This window comes from Bordetella sp. N, assembly GCF_001433395.1.
Classification (GTDB): Bacteria; Pseudomonadota; Gammaproteobacteria; order Burkholderiales; family Burkholderiaceae_B; genus Bordetella_C.
In genome coordinates, this window is record NZ_CP013111.1 from 1,804,780 (window position 1) to 1,823,625 (window position 18,846).

Annotated in this window: 11 protein-coding genes; 2 read left to right on the plus strand and 9 right to left on the minus strand. The window is 65.5% G+C overall.

Annotation, left to right across the window (positions count from 1 at the left end):
- Positions 1–11: 11 nt before the first annotated feature.
- From ASB57_RS07760 to ASB57_RS07770, 3 genes are read right to left on the minus strand one after another with little or no spacing between them, the layout of a single operon-like run.
- Positions 12–1,544, minus strand: coding sequence for an efflux transporter outer membrane subunit (locus tag ASB57_RS07760; RefSeq protein WP_057651706.1), 1,533 nt, complete (start codon positions 1,542–1,544; stop codon positions 12–14).
- Entirely contained in the window at positions 1,541–4,681 is a 3,141-nt protein-coding gene (locus ASB57_RS07765; RefSeq protein WP_057651707.1) for a multidrug efflux RND transporter permease subunit, read from the minus strand. The genes ASB57_RS07760 and ASB57_RS07765 overlap by 4 nt, the downstream gene beginning before the upstream one ends.
- A complete protein-coding gene (locus ASB57_RS07770; protein ID WP_082621439.1) occupies positions 4,678–5,895 on the minus strand; it encodes an efflux RND transporter periplasmic adaptor subunit in 1,218 nt (405 codons plus the stop codon). The genes ASB57_RS07765 and ASB57_RS07770 overlap by 4 nt, the downstream gene beginning before the upstream one ends.
- Before the next feature lie 189 nt (positions 5,896–6,084).
- Here ASB57_RS07770 and ASB57_RS07775 point away from each other — a divergent pair, with 189 nt between their 5' ends.
- Both ASB57_RS07775 and ASB57_RS07780 read left to right on the plus strand, forming a co-directional pair.
- On the plus strand, positions 6,085–6,360 hold the full coding sequence (locus tag ASB57_RS07775; RefSeq protein WP_057651708.1) for a metal-sensing transcriptional repressor: 276 nt from the start codon (positions 6,085–6,087) through the stop codon (positions 6,358–6,360).
- 80 nt (positions 6,361–6,440) lie between these two features.
- The gene (locus tag ASB57_RS07780) at positions 6,441–7,556 is read left to right on the plus strand and encodes an S-(hydroxymethyl)glutathione dehydrogenase/class III alcohol dehydrogenase (RefSeq protein WP_057651709.1); all 1,116 of its coding nucleotides are present in this window, start codon (positions 6,441–6,443) and stop codon (positions 7,554–7,556) included.
- Between the two features lie 21 nt (positions 7,557–7,577).
- Here ASB57_RS07780 and ASB57_RS07785 read toward each other — a convergent pair whose 3' ends face one another.
- From ASB57_RS07785 to ASB57_RS07810, 6 genes are all read right to left on the minus strand, one after another.
- Complete coding sequence (locus ASB57_RS07785) at positions 7,578–8,777, minus strand: FAD-binding oxidoreductase (protein ID WP_057651710.1); 1,200 nt, start codon at positions 8,775–8,777, stop codon at positions 7,578–7,580.
- Positions 8,778–8,789: 12 nt separating this feature from the next.
- Positions 8,790–9,866, minus strand: coding sequence for an ABC transporter substrate-binding protein (locus tag ASB57_RS07790; RefSeq protein ID WP_082621440.1), 1,077 nt, complete (start codon positions 9,864–9,866; stop codon positions 8,790–8,792).
- A gap of 88 nt (positions 9,867–9,954) precedes the next feature.
- Entirely contained in the window at positions 9,955–10,743 is a 789-nt protein-coding gene (locus ASB57_RS07795; RefSeq protein ID WP_057656005.1) for an ABC transporter ATP-binding protein, read from the minus strand.
- 10 nt (positions 10,744–10,753) lie between these two features.
- Entirely contained in the window at positions 10,754–11,587 is an 834-nt protein-coding gene (locus tag ASB57_RS07800) for an ABC transporter permease (protein WP_057651712.1), read from the minus strand.
- 146 nt (positions 11,588–11,733) lie between these two features.
- Entirely contained in the window at positions 11,734–16,959 is a 5,226-nt protein-coding gene (locus ASB57_RS07805; protein WP_082621441.1) for an autotransporter outer membrane beta-barrel domain-containing protein, read from the minus strand.
- A 346-nt stretch (positions 16,960–17,305) separates the two neighbouring features.
- Entirely contained in the window at positions 17,306–18,625 is a 1,320-nt protein-coding gene (locus tag ASB57_RS07810) for an LLM class flavin-dependent oxidoreductase (protein ID WP_057651713.1), read from the minus strand.
- Positions 18,626–18,846 lie beyond the last annotated feature (221 nt).

Here is an 18,846-nt window from a genome sequence, read left to right on the forward strand (position 1 = left end):
GATTGTACAAGTCAGCGCCCCGCCTGCCCTACCGTTTCGTCCGTCCCAACGGTCCCGTCCGCCCCCGTCCGCTGCTCCGCCCCACCGCCCAAGGCCACGTACAAGGACACGCCGTTCTGCAAGGCCGCCGCCCGCAGGCTCAGCATCTGCAATTCCGCGCTGAACAGATTGCGGCGGGCGTCCATGACCTCCAGATAGATGGAGATCCCGTTCAAATAGCGCAACTCGGCCGTCTCCGCCAGGCGCTGCTGCGCCTGGATGGCGACGCCTTGCACGGCAACCTGCTCACGCAAGCGCTTGGCCCGCTCCAGCGCGGTGGCCACTTCGCTGAAAGCCGACTGCACGGTCTTGATGTAGTTGGCCACCAGCTCGGCATGCTGCGCGCGGGCAAGTTCGACGGCGGCGCGGCGCTGGCCGTAGTCGAAGATGGGCATGCCTATGCCGGCGCCTATGCTCCAGCTCTGATTGTGGCCCTCGACCAGCCCGGCCAATTCAGTCGATGCGTAGCCCAGCGAACCGGTCAGCGAGATGCTTGGAAACAGCGCCGCGCGCGCCGCACCGATGTTCGCGTCAGCACCTGCCAGTCGCTGCTCGGCCTGACGGATGTCCGGTCGCGCAAGCAACAAGGCCGACGGCAGGCCGGGACTGAGTTCTTCGAACTGTCCCGTCGCTTCGATGGGATTCGGCGTTACCGCGTGCAAATCCACATGCCCGCCGGCCAGCACCCACAGCCGGTTCCACGCCTCCGCCGCCGCGCGCTGCATCTCCGCCAACTGCGCCTGGGCCTGCGTCATCAGGATGGCGGCCTGTTCGAAGTCGACCGTGGACGTCACCCCCGCATCCAGGCGATCGCGCGCGATGCCCAGTGCATAACGCCGGGCCGCCAGGGTGCGTTGGGCCAAGGCCACGCCTTCTTCGCTGGCGCGCGCGTCGTAATAGGTCGCCGCGACGTTGGCGATGAGCGACAGGTGAAAGGCGCGCTGCCCCTCCACCGTAGCCAGATACTGATGCATGGCCGCCTGGTTGAGATTGCGCACGCGGCCCCAGAAGTCCAGTTCAAAACTGGTCACCGCCACCTGCAGATTGAACTGGTTGAACTCGATGCTGCGGGTGCTGCCGGCGAAAGCGGGATCGACCACGGCCAGGGGCGCCTGGTTACGGCTGGCCCCGGCGCCTACGTCCACGCGCGGCAGCAGATTCGCGTGCTCGATGCGATAGAAGGCACGCGCCTGATCGATGCGCGCGAAGGCCGCCGCCAGGTCCTGATTGTGCTGCAAGGCGTAGGCGATGAGCAGGCGCAGTTGCGGATCGCCGAAGAACTGCTGCCAGGACACCTGGTCGGCCGTGGCGGTGGCCATGGTGTCCACACCCTTGCTCGCATCCCTGCTTGTCGCCGTGTCGGCGTCGTCCGCGTAGCGCGCCGGCAGATCGACGGTTGGCGGGGGTTGCTCAGGCGCGAAATTGCACCCCGTCAGCGCGGCAGCCAGCACCAACATCAGCGGCACGGCCCCCGTCGGAAACCCGCAGGACGAGCGCGCCCTCATCTTGCATCCTCGCCAGCCTGGCGCGCCGCCTTGGAGCCACCCAGCCACCCGCGCACCACCACATAGAACAACGGCGTGAAGAACACCCCGAACAGCGTGGCCGTCAGCATGCTGCCCATCACGCTGGTGCCCACGGCCTGGCGGCTGGCCGCGCCGGCGCCGGTGGCCAGCACCAGAGGCATCATGCCCAGCACAAAGGTCAGGCTGGTCATGATGATGGGACGCAGCCGCTGGCGCGCGGCGTCGAGCACGGCAGCTTCGCGCTCGCGCCCGGCCTCTTCTTCCTTCAAGGCGAATTCGACGATAAGGATGCCGTTCTTGGCGGCCAGCCCGATGATGGTCACCAGGCCAATGTTGAAATAGACGTCGGCCGACAGCCCCCGCAACAGCGTGAACGCGGCCGCGCCCAGGATGCCGAAGGGCAAGATCAGCATGACCGAAATCGGCACGGACCAGCTCTCGTAGAGCGCCGACAACAGCAGGAAGACCACGATCAGGGAAATGGTGAGCAGCAGAGCCACCTGATTGCCCGTCTGGCGTTCTTCATAGGCCGTTCCCGTCCACTCGAACGTCATGCCTGGCGGCAGGTTGGCGCGAGCCAGGTCTTCCATCGCCACCAACGCGGTGCCGCTGGACTGGCCGGCCGCCGCCTGCCCCGATATCGTGACGGCAGGAAAGCCGTTGTAGCGCTCCAGCTGCTGCGGCCCGTTGATCCAGCGCGTGCGGGTGAAGGTGGAGAATGGCACCAGCTGCCCCCGATCGTTCGGCAACTGCAGGGCCAGGATGTCGCCCGAACTCATCCGCTGGCTGGCATCCCCTTGCAGGAACACCCGCAGGATGCTGCCTTCGTGCAGGAAGTCGTTGGCGTAGTTGGCGCCGAAGGCCAAGGCCAGCGCCTGGTTCACCTGGCCGATCTGCAGACCCAGGGCGCGCGCGTGGATGCGGTCGACTTCGACATACAACTGAGGCGCGGGCGGCATGCCATCCAGCCGCGCGCCGGCGATGACGGGATCACGATTGGCGGCCACCAGCAAAGCCGTCGCCGCGGCGGCCAGGCGCTCGCCGCCCTGGCCGGTGCGGTCCTGCACCTTCATCGAAAAACCCGCGGCATTGCCCAGCGAAGGAATGGGCGGCGGATTCAGGGCAAAGATCAGTGCCTGCGGAATATCCCTGAACGCGCCATTGCTGCGCGCCACCAGGGTGTCGACCGAATCCTTGCGGTCCGCCCAGGGCTTGAGGTCCACGAAAGACAAGGCGGCCGTCTGACCCTGCCCGAAGAAACTGAAGCCGGTGACGGACGCCACGTTACGCACCGCCGGAAATTGCCGCAGGATGGCTTCGGCCTGGTCCACGGCCACCTGCGTGCGGTCCGCCGTGCCGCCCGGTGCGCCGGTATAGGACACGAAGAAATAGCCCTGGTCCTCGGACGGCAGATAGCCGCCGGGAATGCGCGAAAACAAAAACATCGTCACCCCGGTCAGCGCCAGGAAGAACAGCAGCCACCGCTTGGGCCGCTTCAGCATGTACCCTACTGCCCCGGCGTAGCGCGCGGTCAAACGATCGAACATCGTGTTGAAGGCTTTGAAGCCCCGCAGTTTCAGACGCGTGATGCGGCCGCCGCCGGCGCCCGTTTGCTTCTCCTGCTTGAACAGCGCCGCGCACAAGGCAGGACCCAGCGACAGCGCCAATACCGTCGAGATGACGATGGATACCGACAGGGTGATGGAGAATTGCCGGTAGATCGCGCCGCTGGAGCCGGGGAACATGGCCATGGGCACAAACACCGCGACCAGCACCAGGGTACTGGCGACGACAGGCCCCCACACCTGGCCCACGGCTTTGGGCGTGGCCTGGCGCGCGTCCAGGCCTTCGTCCTTCATGATGCGCGCCACGTTCTCGGAAACGACGATGGCATCGTCGTTCAGGATGCCGATGGCGACCACCATGCCGAACAGGGACAACAGGTTCAGGGATGCGCCGAACAAATACAGGCCAGCGCATGTGCCTATCAGGGCGATGGGCACCACCAGGGTAGGAACCAAGGTGGCGCGCCAGCTTTGCAGGAAGACGTACACCATGACCGTCACCAGCAGCAGCGCTTCGATCATCGTGCCCAATACCGACCGGATCGAGGTGGTGATGAAGGGTGTGGTGTCGAAAGGCACCGACCAGCTGACGTTGGCCGGAAAAATCGATTGCAGTTCCGTCATGCGCTGGCGTATGCCGCGCGCCACCGACAAGGCATTGGCGTCGTTGGCCAGCTGGATGGCGATGCCGGCCGACTCCTTGCCGTTCACGCGCAAGCGAAAGCCATAGTTGTCATTGCCCAGCTCGACGCGGGCGACATCGCCCAGGGTCACGGTGGAGCCGTCCCGGCTCACCCGCAGAATGATCTGGCGAAACTGCTCCGGCGTGGCCAGGCGGCCTTGGGTCACGATGGGAACGTTGAACTCCGCCCCCGCTGCCAAGGGTTGCTCGCCCAGCGCGCCACCGGCCGTCTGGGCGTTCTGCTCCTGTACCGCCCGCAACACTTCCGCCGCCGACATCTGGAAGCTTTCCAGCTTGCGTTGATCCAGCCAAACGCGCATGGCGTAGGACGAGCCGAACAGCTGCACGTCGCCCACGCCAGGGATGCGCCGCAGTTCATCGAGGATATTGTTCGAAGCGAAATTGCCCATCTGTACGGCGGTGACGTCCGGGCTGGCCGACTGCAAGGCCAGCAGCATCAGGAAGCCGCTGGAGGCCTTGGTCACCGTGATGCCCAGCTGCCGCACTTCCGCGGGCAGCCGTGGTTCGACCCGGCTGAGCCGGTCCTGCACCTGGCCGCGCGCGACATCCAGGTCGGTGCCGGGCCGCAGGGTCACCGTGATCTGCGCCGTCCCGTTGGCACGGCTGATGGACGACATATACAGGAAATCGTCCAGCCCATTCATCTCGGATTCAATGACTGAGGTCACTGTCCGGTCTATCGTGCCGGTGTCGGCGCCGCGATAGCTGGCATTGATCGTGATCGAAGGCGGCGCGATGTTCGGGTATTGCTCGATAGGCAGCAGGAGCATCGCGATCACGCCGAACAGCAGCATGAACAATGCCACCACCCACGCCGCCACGGGTCGATTCACGAAGAATGCATTCATGGGCCTGGCCCCGGCCCGTGCTGTTCCACCGCGCGTACGCGCTGCTCGGGCGCGATCTTCTGCCAGCCGTCGACGATGACGCGCTCGCCAGTCGCCAGGCCCGAGCGGACCTCCCACTGGCCCTGCTGCTGATCGCCGAGCACTACCTGCCGCAGGTGCGCGATGTCGTCGGCGCCGACGACATATACGCTGGCGCCGCCGGCATTCAGCGCCACCGCGCGCGACGGCACGAGCACCGCGTCCTGGCGCTCGCCGATGCGAAAGCGGCCGGTGACGAACTGTCCGGGCAACAGCACCCTGTCCGCGTTCTGGAAACGCGCCCGCACGCTTTGCGCGCCGGTGGCGGGATCGATGCTCAGGTCGGCGAAGTCGACCTCACCGGTCTCGTCATAGGCCCGGCCGTTGGCCAAGGTGATCTGTACGGGGAAACGGATGTCCTTGCTCAGTTGCAGCCCGCCTTGCCTGGCTTCGTCCATCAGGTCCAGGATGGCCGTGTTGGACTTGGGAAAGGTGGCGAAGATGGGCGAAAGCTGGTTGATCTGGGCCAGCAAGGTCGCCGACGCGGCGCTGACTAAAGCCCCTTCCGTGACCAATGCTCGCCCGACCCGGCCGGCGATGGGCGCCCGCACGACGCAACGCTCCAGCCGCAGCTTGGCCAAGGTGACGGCGGCGCGCGCATCGGCCACGCTGGCCTGAGCCTGGCCCTGGGCGGACACGGCAGCCTCATATTCCTGGGCGCTGACCGCCTGGCGCTGCACCAACGGCCGAAAGCGCGCCACGACGGACTGGGCGTTTGTCTGTACGGCCAGGGCGCGCTGCAACATCGCGTTGGCCTGCTCCAGCTGCGCGCGGTAGTCGCTGTCATCGATGGCGAACAGCGGCGCGCCGGCATTGACGTCGGTGCCTTCGGTGTAGAGCAGTTTCTGGACGATGCCGTCGACGCGGGCGCGCACTTCAGCGGTACGGATAGGTTCGACCCGTCCAGACAGATCGATTTGCGCGGCTGCCCCGTGCGACGCGATGGTCATCACGGTGACCGCGACAGCGGGCGGAGGACCGGCCGCGGCGACTTGTTGCTTGTCATCGCAGCCGGTGAGCGCGACCACTGACGCGCATGTCGCGGCGAGAGCCGCCCGGCGCAATGTCTTCGTGAAGTGCCGGCCGCAGTCCCGGGCGCGGCCCGCATGACGCTCAACCTTGCCTGGGAAACGCATTTCCAACTCCCTCACGCAACACACATTGAACGTGGGACTGAATGAATGCGGAACTGCCCTGCCGTGATCGGGTGGGCCTTAAGCGGTTGGAAAGTAAGGGTAAAAGCGCGACATAAGGGTTCTACTGCCGCTTAACATTTGTTGTCAAGCAATTTACATGACACCCCCGGGGGGTGTAGTATCCGCCCCATGCCACATTCACCCGAAGAAAAAAAGAAGGCGCTGCGGCGCGTTCGCAGCATCCGCGGCCAGACCGAGGCGCTGGAGCGCGCGCTGGAAGGCGGCGCTGAATGCGCGCTCGTCCTGCAGCAGATCGCCGCGATTCGCGGCGCTGCCAACGCCTTGATGTTGGAGGTGCTGGAATCCCATATCCGTGAGGAGTTCGATGAGTACTCCGAGAAGGACCCCCGCCATGCCGAGCGCGTGCGCGACATGACCACACTGGTACGCGCCTATCTGCGTTAGGTGCATCAGCGCGCCTGCTATGGTGCCCCCAGGCGGCACCCCTGCGTCTTCCATTCCATTCATTTGCTGGAGCAAATTCCATGAAATCCCGCGCCGCCGTAGCCTTCGAAGCTGGCAAACCCCTGCAAATCGTCGAGATCGATGTCGCCGCGCCCAAGAAGGGCGAAGTGATGGTGAAGATCACCCATACCGGCGTCTGCCATACTGACGCCTTCACGCTGTCGGGCGATGATCCCGAAGGTATCTTCCCCGCCGTGCTGGGCCATGAAGGCGCCGGCATCGTGGTGGAAGTGGGCGAAGGCGTGACCAGCGTCAAGGTCGGCGACCACGTCATCCCGCTCTATACCGCCGAGTGCGGCGAATGCCTGTTCTGCAAGAGCGGCAAGACCAATCTGTGTACGTCGGTGCGCGCCACCCAGGGCAAGGGCGTGATGCCCGACGGCACCACGCGCTTCAGCTACAACGGCCAACCCATCTATCACTACATGGGTTGCTCCACCTTCAGCGAATACACCGTCGTGGCCGAAGTCTCGCTGGCCAAGATCAATCCGCAGGCCAACCCCGAACACGTCTGCCTGCTGGGCTGCGGCGTCACCACCGGGCTGGGCGCGGTGAAGAACACGGCCAAGGTGCAGGAAGGCGACAGCGTCGCCGTGTTCGGCCTGGGCGGCATCGGGCTGGCCGTGATCCAGGGCGCCAAGCTGGCCAAGGCCGGCCGCATCATCGCCGTCGACACCAATCCCGCCAAGTTCGAACTGGCGAAGACCTTCGGCGCGACCGACTGCATCAATCCCAAGGATTACGACAAGCCCATCCAGCAAGTGATCGTCGAGATGACCGGCTGGGGCGTGGACCACAGCTTCGAGTGCATCGGCAACGTCAATGTGATGCGCGCGGCGCTAGAAGCGGCGCACCGTGGCTGGGGCCAGTCCGTCATCATCGGCGTGGCCGGCGCGGGCCAGGAAATCTCCACCCGTCCGTTCCAGCTGGTCACCGGACGCCGCTGGCTGGGCACCGCTTTCGGCGGCGTGAAGGGCCGCAGCCAGCTGCCCGGCATGGTCGAGGACGCCATGTCCGGCCGCATCCAGCTCGAACCCTTCGTCACGCATACGATGCCGTTGACCGGTATCAACGACGCCTTCGACCTGATGCATGAAGGCAAGTCGATCCGCTCGGTAGTGAACTTCGAGGGCTGAGCCTTCCCTGCCGCGCCTCGCTCAAGGCCGGAAGCGATGCAGCCCGAATGGCTGCAACACCGCGGGAATCCGCTGTTCCAACAGGCCTTGAGCGACGGCTTCGGCGACCGCTGGCCCGATGGCGAAGCCATGGCCGCTCCAGCCGGTGGCGAACCATACGGCGGGGTGGCCCGGCACACGATCGATGATCGGGATCTGGTCGACGGAGCTGGAATCCGCGCGGCTGGCTTCCACGTCCACGACGTGCGCGTCCGCGGCGGTGATCGGAAAGGTCGCGGTCAACGCGGCCAGGCTGGCGCTCAAGGTGTTGAGATTACTGGTGCCGATCTCGGTCGCGTCATCCCACGTGCCCACGCCGCCACCCGTCACCGTCACATGATCCGCATCGGCGCGCTTGATCGACAGCGAACGGCTGTTGTGGTTGACCAGGTGGTCAAGCTTGAGCGCGCGGCTTACCTTGATCGTTGCCACCTGCGGATTGAAGGTCCACACCGGCAGGCGCAGACCGAAGGATTCCGTCAGCAGGCCATCTACATGCGTATTGGCCGCGAGGATCACAGCACGGCCCGCGCGCACATGCTCGCCGCTGGCCAAAATGACCGACGCCACGCCGCCTTCTTCCCGGACCGCAACGACCTCGGCCCCCTCCCGCAACTCGACACCACGCGCCTGCGCAGCCGCCGCGAACGCGCGTGTGGCCTGGGTGTGATCCGCAATGCCGTCATCGGGGTTGTATAGGGCGTACTTGACGTTGCCGGACACCTGCGGCAAACGCGCCCGCACACCCGCCTCGTCCAATATCTCCGTGCGCGCGCCATAGGCGTTCTGCACATCCGCGCGCGCCTGCAGGGTGACGCGCCCCTGCGAACCCCGGATCCGCTCGGCTTCGCCTATGCTCAGCCCGCCGATACGCTCGAACCCGCTTTGCTGTCCCAGCGCCTCGGTCAGGGTCGGCCAGATTTCGAGCGCACGCACCACAAGCGGCAGCTCGCGCAGGTCGCGGTTGTTGGCGCGCACGCCACGGTGACCCGGGCCGCCTGACGCGCCGGACGCCACCGTACGCCGTTCCAGCACGGTAACGCTGGCACCCGCGCCGACCAGATTCCAGGCCAGGGCCGTGCCGAAGATGCCGGCGCCGACAATGACGTAGTCCGCGGGCTTGCCGGCAGACCCGTTGGCGGCCGCCCCGTCATGGGAATTCTGTTGATTGGAGCTGCTCATGGTCACTCGGCCTTATCCTTTGGCATAGGGGTTGTACGCGTTGGTGTAGAGGTCGCTCGCCTTCAACGCCGCCTGCGGCACCAGCGCCTGCCGCTGCGCGATGTCCAGCCAGAACGCCACATCCTCTTCCTTGACCAGGCCCTGTTCGGGCCATTGCAGCGCCGAATAATCGCCGCTGTCGGTCTTGGTATACAGATACGGGCCGACGGCCGGATCGATGCGGCCCAGCTTCACGCCAAGGTCGATCACGGACTTCGGGTTCTTGTTGGCGATGGCGATCGCGTCCGCCGTGGCGGCCACGTAAGCCCGCACGACGTCCGGGCTCTCCTTGATGAAGGCCTCCCGCGTGATGCTGCCCCCGCGCTGAATGCGGCGCCCGGCCAGATCGGATATCTGGAACAGCTGGCGATAGCTGCCCTTCTTGCGCAATTGCCCATCGATGGGACCATAGGCGAACACCGCATCGACGGCGCCCGTCTGCAGCACCTGTTCCAGCTGCAGGTCCGGGATGGTCAGCAGTTGCACTTCATCCTTGGCGATGCCTGCGCGCCGCAGATAGTCGATGGTGAACCACGCCGCCGAGAACGCCACGCTGCGCACCGCGATCTTCTTGCCTTTCAGGTCGGCGGCCTGCTTGATCGGGGAATCCTTCAGCACGAACAGGCCATCGCCGGCGCCGGCCGGATCGATGATGGGATTGGTGCTCGCCACTTCGATCAGCGGCAGGTTCTTGCCACGGATGTTGGCGAAATAGATGTAGTCGGCCGACAAGGCAAAGTCGGTGACGCCGCTTTGCACCGCGATGGTGTATTGGTCGATCGGCAGTTGCACCAGTTCCAGCTCGATGCCGTGCTGCTTGAACAACCCTTCCTGCTGCGCCAGGAACAGCAGCTCATACCCATTCCAGCGATTGGGCATGTCCTGCACCTTGAACTTCTTCAGCGGCCGCGCGCTGGTGGTCTGGCTGAAGACGGGAGTGCTTATCGCGGCCAGGCCCGCGGCGGACGCGGACAGCAGCAGCTTGCGGCGGGACAGGTGGATTTGCGCGGTCGGCGTGGACATCGGCTTGGAAGTCGGGATCTTTGACATGAAGGCAGGGTGGCGATGTGGTGGCGGTCTGGTGGATATCCGGGAATGGATGAGGAATGCGAAGCTCAAGCGCTATGCCGTTGTCGCCTCAAGCGGCTAACGGCACCTGTTGCAAGAGATCCCACACGGTGTGGCGCAGTTGGCGAAACTCCGCGGACGACTTCCAGTCGCCATCGAGGAAATCGTCCGGCTTGGGGACGTCCAGCACCGTGCGGATACGGCCGGGCCGCGCGCTCATAATGGCCACGCGCGTCCCCAGGTAGATGGCCTCGTCCAGGTCGTGCGTGATGAAGAAGATGGTCTTGCGAGTCTGGCGCCAGATGCGCACCAGCTCGTTCTGCAGCGTCTCGCGCGTCTGCGCATCGAGCGCACCGTAAGGCTCGTCCATCAGCAACACGCCGGGCTCGTGCGCCAGGCTGCGCGCGATGGCCACGCGCTGGCGCATCCCGCCGGACAGCTGGCGCGGATAGTGCCGGGCAAAGCCCGCCAGGCCCACCAGGTCCAGATAGCGCTGCGCCACGTCCGCGCTCTGCTGCCGCGTCAGCCCCTTGGCCCGCACGCTGAACGCCACGTTCTGCAGGGCGGTGAGCCAGGGCAGCAGCGCATATTGCTGGAAGACGATGCCGCGATCCAGGTTGGGCGCGTCGATCGCGCGCCCATCGATCAGGACCTGGCCGGCATCGGGCTGCGTCAGTCCCGCCACGATGTCCAGCAGGGAAGACTTGCCGCAACCGCTGGGACCGACGATGGTGACGAACTCCCCGGCTTCGATGTCCAGGGAAAAGTCCTCCAACACGCGCAAGGGCGGCGCGCCCTCTTCCGCATTGGGCGCGGCGAAGCGCTTGCCGATGCCGCGCAGGCTGATCTTGGGCGTCATGAACATCGCCTCAGATCGCCGGACCGGCGTCGTTCCACGCGGTCAGCCGCCGTTCAAGCCGCAACAGCAGGTAATTCGACAACGCGCCCAGCAAGGCGATCACTATGACAGCCACATACAGGATGTGGATACTCATCACGTATTGCGCATTGGCGACCAGGAAACCCAGGCCGCTGCTGGCGCCCACCATCTCGGAGATCACCAGCATCAGAAAGGAAGACGTCGCGGCCAGGCGCATGCCCGTGACGATGGACGGCACGGTCGATGGCAGCACCACCCGGGTGAACAGTTGATACGGGCTGAGCCCCAGCGAGCGGGCATACTTGACCAGCGCGGGGTCGACATAGCGCACGCCGGACATGGTGCTGAGCAGGATGGGCCAGACCACCACCCAGTAGATGATGGCGACGCGGGTCATGTACCCGACGCCGAAGAACAGAATGAAAATCGGAAAGAGCGAGACGGGATTGGTCTGGCGCAGCAGTTGCAGCAATGGGTTCAGGTATCGCTCCAGCGGCTCGTACCAGGCCAGCAGAATGCCCAGCGGCACGGCGGTGACCACGCCCAGGAAGAAGCCGCCACCGGCGCGCGTCAGGCTGACCCAGGTGTGCTCCCACAGCTGCCCCGATGCGGCGAACTTGCAGCCGTAGACCACCACTTCCGAAAACGGCGGCAGAAACGTTCGATTGATATAGCCCAGCCGCGGCAGGAACTCCCATGCCAGCAAAAACAGAATGATGGCAATGGATTTCTGGAAAGCGGTGATGGCGAAAACGCGCGCAGGTCGGGCGCGGATTCGACGCGGCGTCGCAGCCGCCGCGTCGATGGAAATACTGTCGTCCATGGTCTCTCGGCAAAGCTCGTCGGGGCACGTGCGAGCTGGCCAGGCACGGCTGATCAAGACCGATGAAGTATACGAACGAACGACCCGACGACTTATACCGATAAAGACAATGTATATGTGCCGCGCACCGCCTTGCCGGCCTTGGACTACCAGCTGTAGCGATACCCCACTTGCCCGAAGACGCCCTTCTTGTCTTCGCCGTCCAGGCTCTTGGTGAACTTGATCGCGGCATAGAGCTGGCTGCCCTTCCCTATGCTCTGGTTCAAGCCGAAGCCCACTTCGCCCCACGTGCGGCTGAAGCTCGGCCGCAAGGACGTACCGTCCACGGACACGGCCTTGGCCGGCACGAAGTCGTGCAGCACATCCACCGTCATATAGGGCGTGCCCGCGCCGCTGCCGTCTTCAGTGCTGATGTTGGGCGCGAAGATACGCACTCCGATGCGGCCCCTTACGGCGTTGTCACTGACACCCGACACGCTCGACACACCGTCATCGAAACGATTGAGCTTCAAATACTGGTAGACCAGTTGCGCCTGTGGCTCGATGGCCAGCTTGGGCAGCAGCATGAAGGGTTTGCCGACCTCCTGCGACACCGCCGCGCCAAAGCCGTTTTGCTTGGCGCTGCTGCCATAGACGTCGTCGTACTTGTTGCGGTAGTGCGTGACCTGCGCCACCGAATCCCAGTAGGCGCCGTCGCTGGAATACTTGGTGTAGTAGCCGCCTACGCTCTGGGCCTGGATATTGGCCTTGCCAGTACGGTCCGACAACATGGAATTCAAGTCGCGGGCGCTGTCCTTGAACTTGGCATCGGTAACACCAAGGCTGGCCGTGACCCCGGCATGGGTGCTGCTGCCATCCTTTTCCTGCGCCAGGGTCCAGTCCTTGCCGAACTGCATGAAGAACGTGCTCTGATTCATCGAGAAGCGGTCGCCGGAGTCGGCCTGCACCCCATAGCCGCCCATGCGCCCCCACACCCCGTTGCGATTGCCCGTCTGGTTGCGTTCCGTGCTGTAGACGTCGCCCACGCGTTCGTGCAACCGGCCCAGATTGGTGAAGCCGTAGTCCAGGTTCAGCGCCGGCGTCAGCGTATAGCCGACCACGCCGGGCCGATAGGCTATCGGTGCCGCGCCACCGCCGCCGTTATTGCCGCCGGTGGCCCCCGGATCCAGCAGATTGGAACGCAAGTAGTAGTCGTCCGGATTGGCGCTGCCACCGCGATAAAGCAGGTATTCATAGGCGCCGGACTGCACTGGCCCGGCCAGCCGGAAAGCGCCCGGCGCGGTGGTGCCGCCGCCCGTCACGGCGACCACGTTGATGCCGTCACCGGTGGTCAATGCGCCACTGCCACCGGTGTTGGTGATGCGCAGCGCGGTGGCGCCGGTGGCGCTGCCGCCGTTGACGATCAGCCGATCGGACGGCGAGCCGTCGCCACCCAGCCAGGTGTTCAAGGCGATCGTCCCGTTGCTGCCGACGTAGTTGGACACCGTCAGCGTCTTGTAGCTGCCCGCCTGCCTGGGATCGCCCGTCGGCGCCACGAAGGCCACCAGACCCGCGTTGGACAGGTTGTTGACCACGGAACTGCCGGTCACGTTCCAGGTGCTGCTCGCGTCAATGTTGACGTCCAGCGGATCGATGCGGCCCGTCAGGATGGAGCCCTGGTTCAGGTTGACCACGCCACGGCTGCTGCTGTCGGCGATCAGGTCGCCATTCAGCGCCACCCCTTGCGCGGTGAACGTGACGACGCTGGCATTGCTCAGGTTGAGCAAGGTGCCCGACGACGCGGTGACGTTGACGGCGTTGCTCAGGACGATGTTGGCTTGCGCGCCGGTGATCTGGATGGCATTGCCCGCCGTGGCGGCCAGCGTGCCGCCCGCCACCGTGATCGAGGACACCTGCCCATTGCCCAAGGTATCAGTAATGGCGAGGCCCGCGGTCGCTCCCGTGGTGGCCGCGTTACGCAGGGTCAAGGTACCGCCCGCGTTGACCTCGGCGCCCGCGCCCGCCGCGCTGGTCAGCGTGGTGCCGGTCACCGTGCCCGCGCCGGCGGGCCCTTCGACATGCAGTGCCGCCGCGCCGACGCCCTGGGTCGACACCGTGCCGCCCGACAACACCGCGGTGGCGCCGCTGTCGAGCATGATCCCATGCGCGCCATCGCCCAGCGTCGTGACGGTGGTGTCCGTCAGCTGCAACTGTCCGGCGCTGCTGACGTAGATGCCCAGCGCCCTGACGCCGGCCGTGCTGACGGTGCCGCCGGACAGGATGATGTCGCCATTCTGCCCCGACGATCCGATCCCCGCCGCGCCGTCGCCCAGGGTGCGGACAGACGTATTCATCAGCGCGATGGTGCCGCCCGCGGCGCGGTTGTTCAAGGCGGTGCCGCTGCCTTCGATGACGATCGTGCCGGCGGTACCGGTGACGCTGCCATTGACGGCGGTCTCGTCAAGCAGAATGCCGTCCGCCGTACCGCCGGCCTGGATCAGGCCGCTACCCGAAAACGCCACCGACGCGCCCGCGCCGGTCAGGTGCACCGCGGCGACGCCATCGTCGGCGCGTATGGTGCCGTTGTTGACCAGGCGCGCCTGGGCCCCCTGCACCAGGGCCCCATTGCCGTTGGCCACGCGGATGGTGGCGGTATTGTTCACCACGCCCTGGGGACCGACGATCACCCCCGTGGAGCCCATGCCCGTCAACGTGATGTCGGCATTGTTGATCAAGGTGCCCAGGTTGCGCGCGACGAACCCCACGGCGCCATCGGTATCCGACTGGATGACGGCGTTGCTGGTCAAGGTGGTCGCCACGGGCCAACCGATGGCGGCGCCGGTCAGGTCATGCGCCTGCCCGTCGACGATGCCGGCGGTGGCGCCCGCATTGGACAGCAGGATGGTGGTGCCCGCATCGATGGTTCCCGTCGCCCCGCCTTCGGCAACGATGGCCACCGCGCCGCCCGCATTCCCCGCCGCCCCCGTGACGCGGTAGGTGGACGTGCCGGTGGACAGGGTCGTGCCCATGCCGGTGGCCACGACACCTCTGGCGTCCCTGCCCGCGACCGTGATGTCCAGTGCGCCCGCCGTCGACGCCCCCGTGAAGGCCGCGCCATCGGCCACGCGGAACAGCGTGGATCCGTCCGTTGCCACCGACAACACGCTGGCGTTGACATTGATGCTGGAACCGGCCCCCGCCGCATAGAAGCCGATCTGGTTGGTGCCGGCCAGGAAAGCCGGCACGGCGCCCGCGTCAACATTGATGGTGCCGCCGTTCTGCGCGAAGACGCCGATCCCGCCCGTACCGGTCAGGTTGATGGCGCCGCTGACCTGTGCGACACCCTGGGCGCCGTTGACCCACACGCCGAAATTGCGGGTGCCCGACGCCGTGTCGGCGCCGCCGTCAACATTGATCGTTCCCGTCGACTCCGCATTGGCGGCAAGGCCGGGATCGGCATTGACCAGCAGGCCCACGCCGTTCACGCCGGTAAGGTTGATCGTGCCCGCATTGCGCACCACCGCGCCCGTCCCCGCCGCGCCGTTGTCGTCCGCCATCATGGCGATATTCGCCAGGGGCGTGCCGGCAGCGCCGCCGGTGACGTCGATGGTGCCGTTGTTCAGCAGCAGCGACCGCACTGGCGCGGTGGAATACATGCCCACCGCGCCCTGCGCCTGGCTGCCGATGACGATGCGGCCGTCGTTGATGGCGGAGTCGCCCGTGTCCATGATGCGCACGCCGTACGTGGGCCCGGAAATCGCCACGTCGGCCACCGCGTCGGCCAGCGTGTATTGCGCGGCGCGGCCGATGTAGATGGTGCCATCCGCGCCGTTGGTGAAGCTGCTGCCGCCGCTGACGTTGACACCCACGACGGTGGTCACGTAGCCCGGATTGACCCCCACGTTGATGGCGCCGTCGTTGTTGCCGCTGGCGCCGCGTGACAACCCCAGCCCGACCGACGTGTTGCCCGTGTAGTCGAAGCCCGCCACATTGATCACGCCGCTGTTCTGCACCGTGGTATCGCGACCGGAAGCGATGATGCCGGAACCGGTGTAGTAGAAGGTATCTGCCGTGGCGGTGTCCAGCTTGTCGCCGGCCAGGTAGCCGCTGGACACGACGCCGTTGGCCGCATTGACGAAACGCCCGCCGCTGGTGACGCGCACCACCTGCTCGATCACATTGCCGGACAGGACGCCATGGTTGGTCGCGGTGGCACCATCGGTCACTTTGACCGCCCCGGAGGCGCGAGTGATGTCGATCTGTCCGCCCGCGGCGATCACCGCTGAACCGTTGCGGCCGGTAGCCAGGATGGCATAGCGGTCGCCATTGGGCGCGCGCACCAGGTCGCCCGTTGTGGTGTTGGTGGTGTACGTGACGGGCGTGTCGACGGTGGTGTAAGCCTGCGCGAACGCGGCGTCATAGGCCTGTTGCGATGCCAGCGTGCCGTCTTTCAAGGCGGCCACCAGCACGTCGTTGTACGCGGCCAGCTGCGCGGCATTGGTGACGGTGTAGTTGACGCCGTTGAAAGCCACCGTGCCCGCGTAGGTGGTGACTGGCACCTGCACGGTCAGCTGTCCGGTATTGACGTCGGGCGTGGGCAGGCCCGGGTCGATGCCCATGTCGATGGCATTGCGCGAACGCCAGACGACGCGGCTGTCGGCATTGCCGCTGCCATCCGCCGAGGTCAGGTAGGTCTGCTTCGAGACCATCAGAATGCTGTTGGACGACGGCGAGCCGGTGGGCGTGGCGCCCAGGTTGACGTTCAAGGTGCCGCCGGTCGCGTCCACACGGCCCAGGGACGCGTGGAAATACATATCGCCGCTGACGTCCTCGAATTGCTGGACGGGGGTGGCCAGGTTGGACTGATCCGTCAGTGCCGCGGAATCATAGGTGCGATAGACGACGTTGGTGCCCGTGGCCGGATTGGTCGCACTGACGGTGACGTTCTGCGCGCCGGTCACCAACCCGCTGGAAGCGAAGGTGCCGGATACGACGTTGACCGATGTCGCCGGCACGGTGGTGTTGCCGCTGTAGCCGGTGCCGACCACCGACGTGCCATGCAAGGTAACGGTCTGCCCGTGATTCACCACCGCGCCGCCGGCGCCGTCCGCGCTGACCGGCGGGTTGTAGTCAGCGATGGCACATTGACCGCCCACTGGCGCGCCCTGGCCCGCGGTGCCCGTCTTGCAGCTCGACGCCATGGCCAGGCCGGGGCCGGCGATACTCGCGGCCAGGGTTGCCAGGACCATGCCACGGCGCAGCGTGCGCGCGGTGACCTTCGTGCTTGTCGTGGGCGAGGAGGTTTTTGATTTTGTCTTGCCCTGTGCAAGTTCCGAGGCAACGATGTATTGCTGCCGGGAAACACTCCAGACAATCTTGTGAAACTTGTTCATAAGCTGGCCTACAGTATCGAGCGGTATCGGAATCCCCCTTGGGCGTAGGTAATCCACGCCAGGAGGAGGGCTCCATGATTCGTTCGAAATGCAACCAGACCAATTGAGAACTCGGCCTAAGGCGAACAGGTGTCGTGAAGAGGGATGAGGAACAGCGGACGCGCGCGGGATGAGGGAAGGACGAGTCCCCTACTCCGCGCTTTTACGGGATGCCCGGGTGCTGCATTGCACCTAGGTAAGTTTCAGAGGGACGTCAGGACGGACGGTGTACGCCACCCGTATCAGGACCCGCGTACGCCGTAGCCTTTGCGGCCAGCGATTCTTGCTACGGTTACAAGATCCCGTTTCAAAATGCCGCGACGGCGGGCCTGGCCAAGCCGTAGTGGTCGCGCAAGGTCCGTCCTGTGTAGTCCTCGCGGAACAGTCCGCGCTCGCGCAGGATGGGCAGCACCTTGTCGACAAACACGTCAAGGCCGGACGGGAATACGGGCGGCATGATGTTGAAGCCGTCCGCGGCGCCGTTCTCGAAGTAATGCTGCAAGGCATCCGCCGCCTGCAATGGCGTGCCCACCAAGGTCCAGTGGCCCCGACCTCCGCCCAGCTGCCGGATCAACTCGCGCACGGTCAGGCGTTCGCGCCGCGCCAGCTCGACAATGAGGGTGCGCCGGCTCTTGGCCCCGTTGATTTCAGCCTCGCTGGGCAGGTCATCCGGCAACTGCGCGTCCAGGTCCAGGCGCGCGGGATCGATCTGCAGCGTCTTGGCGATCTGCCCCAAGGCGTGTTGCGGATTGATCAGCCCATTGAGCGTGCGTTCCAGCTCGATGGCTTCGGCTTCGGTATCCGCGATGATGGGCACGATGCCCGGCAGGATCTTCACGGTGTCCGGATCGCGCCCATAAGCGCGCGCCCGCGCCTTCAGGTCGGCGTAGAAATCTTGAGCGTCGCGCAAGCTGGTCTGCGCGGTGAAGACGGCCTCGGCCCAACGGGCCGCGAAGTCCTTGCCGTCCTCGCTGGATCCCGCCTGCACCAGCACCGGCCGTCCCTGCGGGCTGCGCGACACGTTGAGCGGGCCCTGCACCCGGAAATGCTTGCCTTCGTGCGCGATGGGGCGCACCTTGCTGGCCAGCGCGTGGATGCCCTGCTCCTTGTCGGCGATCACGGCGTCGTCTTCCCAGGAATCCCAGAGCTTGAGGGCGACCTGCACGAACTCTTCCGCCGTTTCATAACGGTCGGCATGGGCGGGATGCGCGTCCAGGCCGAAGTTACGCGCCGCGTCCGGGGCTGACGTGGTCACGATGTTCCAACCCGCGCGCCCTGCCGAGATGTGATCCAGCGAACTGAAGCGCCGGGCCAGGTTGAAGGGATCGTTGTAGGTCGTCGACGCGGTGGCGATCAGGCCTATCTTGCTCGTCACCGCCGCCACCGCGGCAAGAATCATGGTGGGGTCCAGCCGCGCCGTCGGACGCCGTCCGGGATCGCCCATGATGGCCGGGCTGTCGGCCAGGAAGATGGAGTCGAACTTGGCGGCTTCCGCCGCGCGCGCCAGCCGCTGGTAGGCGCTGATGTCGATATTCGTGTGCGGATCGGCCTCGGGCAGACGCCACGCTGCCTCGTGGTGGCCGGTGTCGAAAATGAACAGATTCAGATGCAGCTTGCGCGTGGCCATGGGATGCCCAAAAGAAGTTTGTGTATGAATATCCGCGCGGCGAGTTCCGCGTTAAGTAGAAAGCAAAACTAACCGTTTGCTGGCATGGCTTCAATTGAGCGCGTGAGCATGAACTTATGCTTTACCGCGGCCGACAATGGCGCTACAGCGCGGATTACTTCATTACGGATGATTGTTTGACGGCCGTTCCGGGCGGGATGCTAAATGGCGAACTTCTCCTC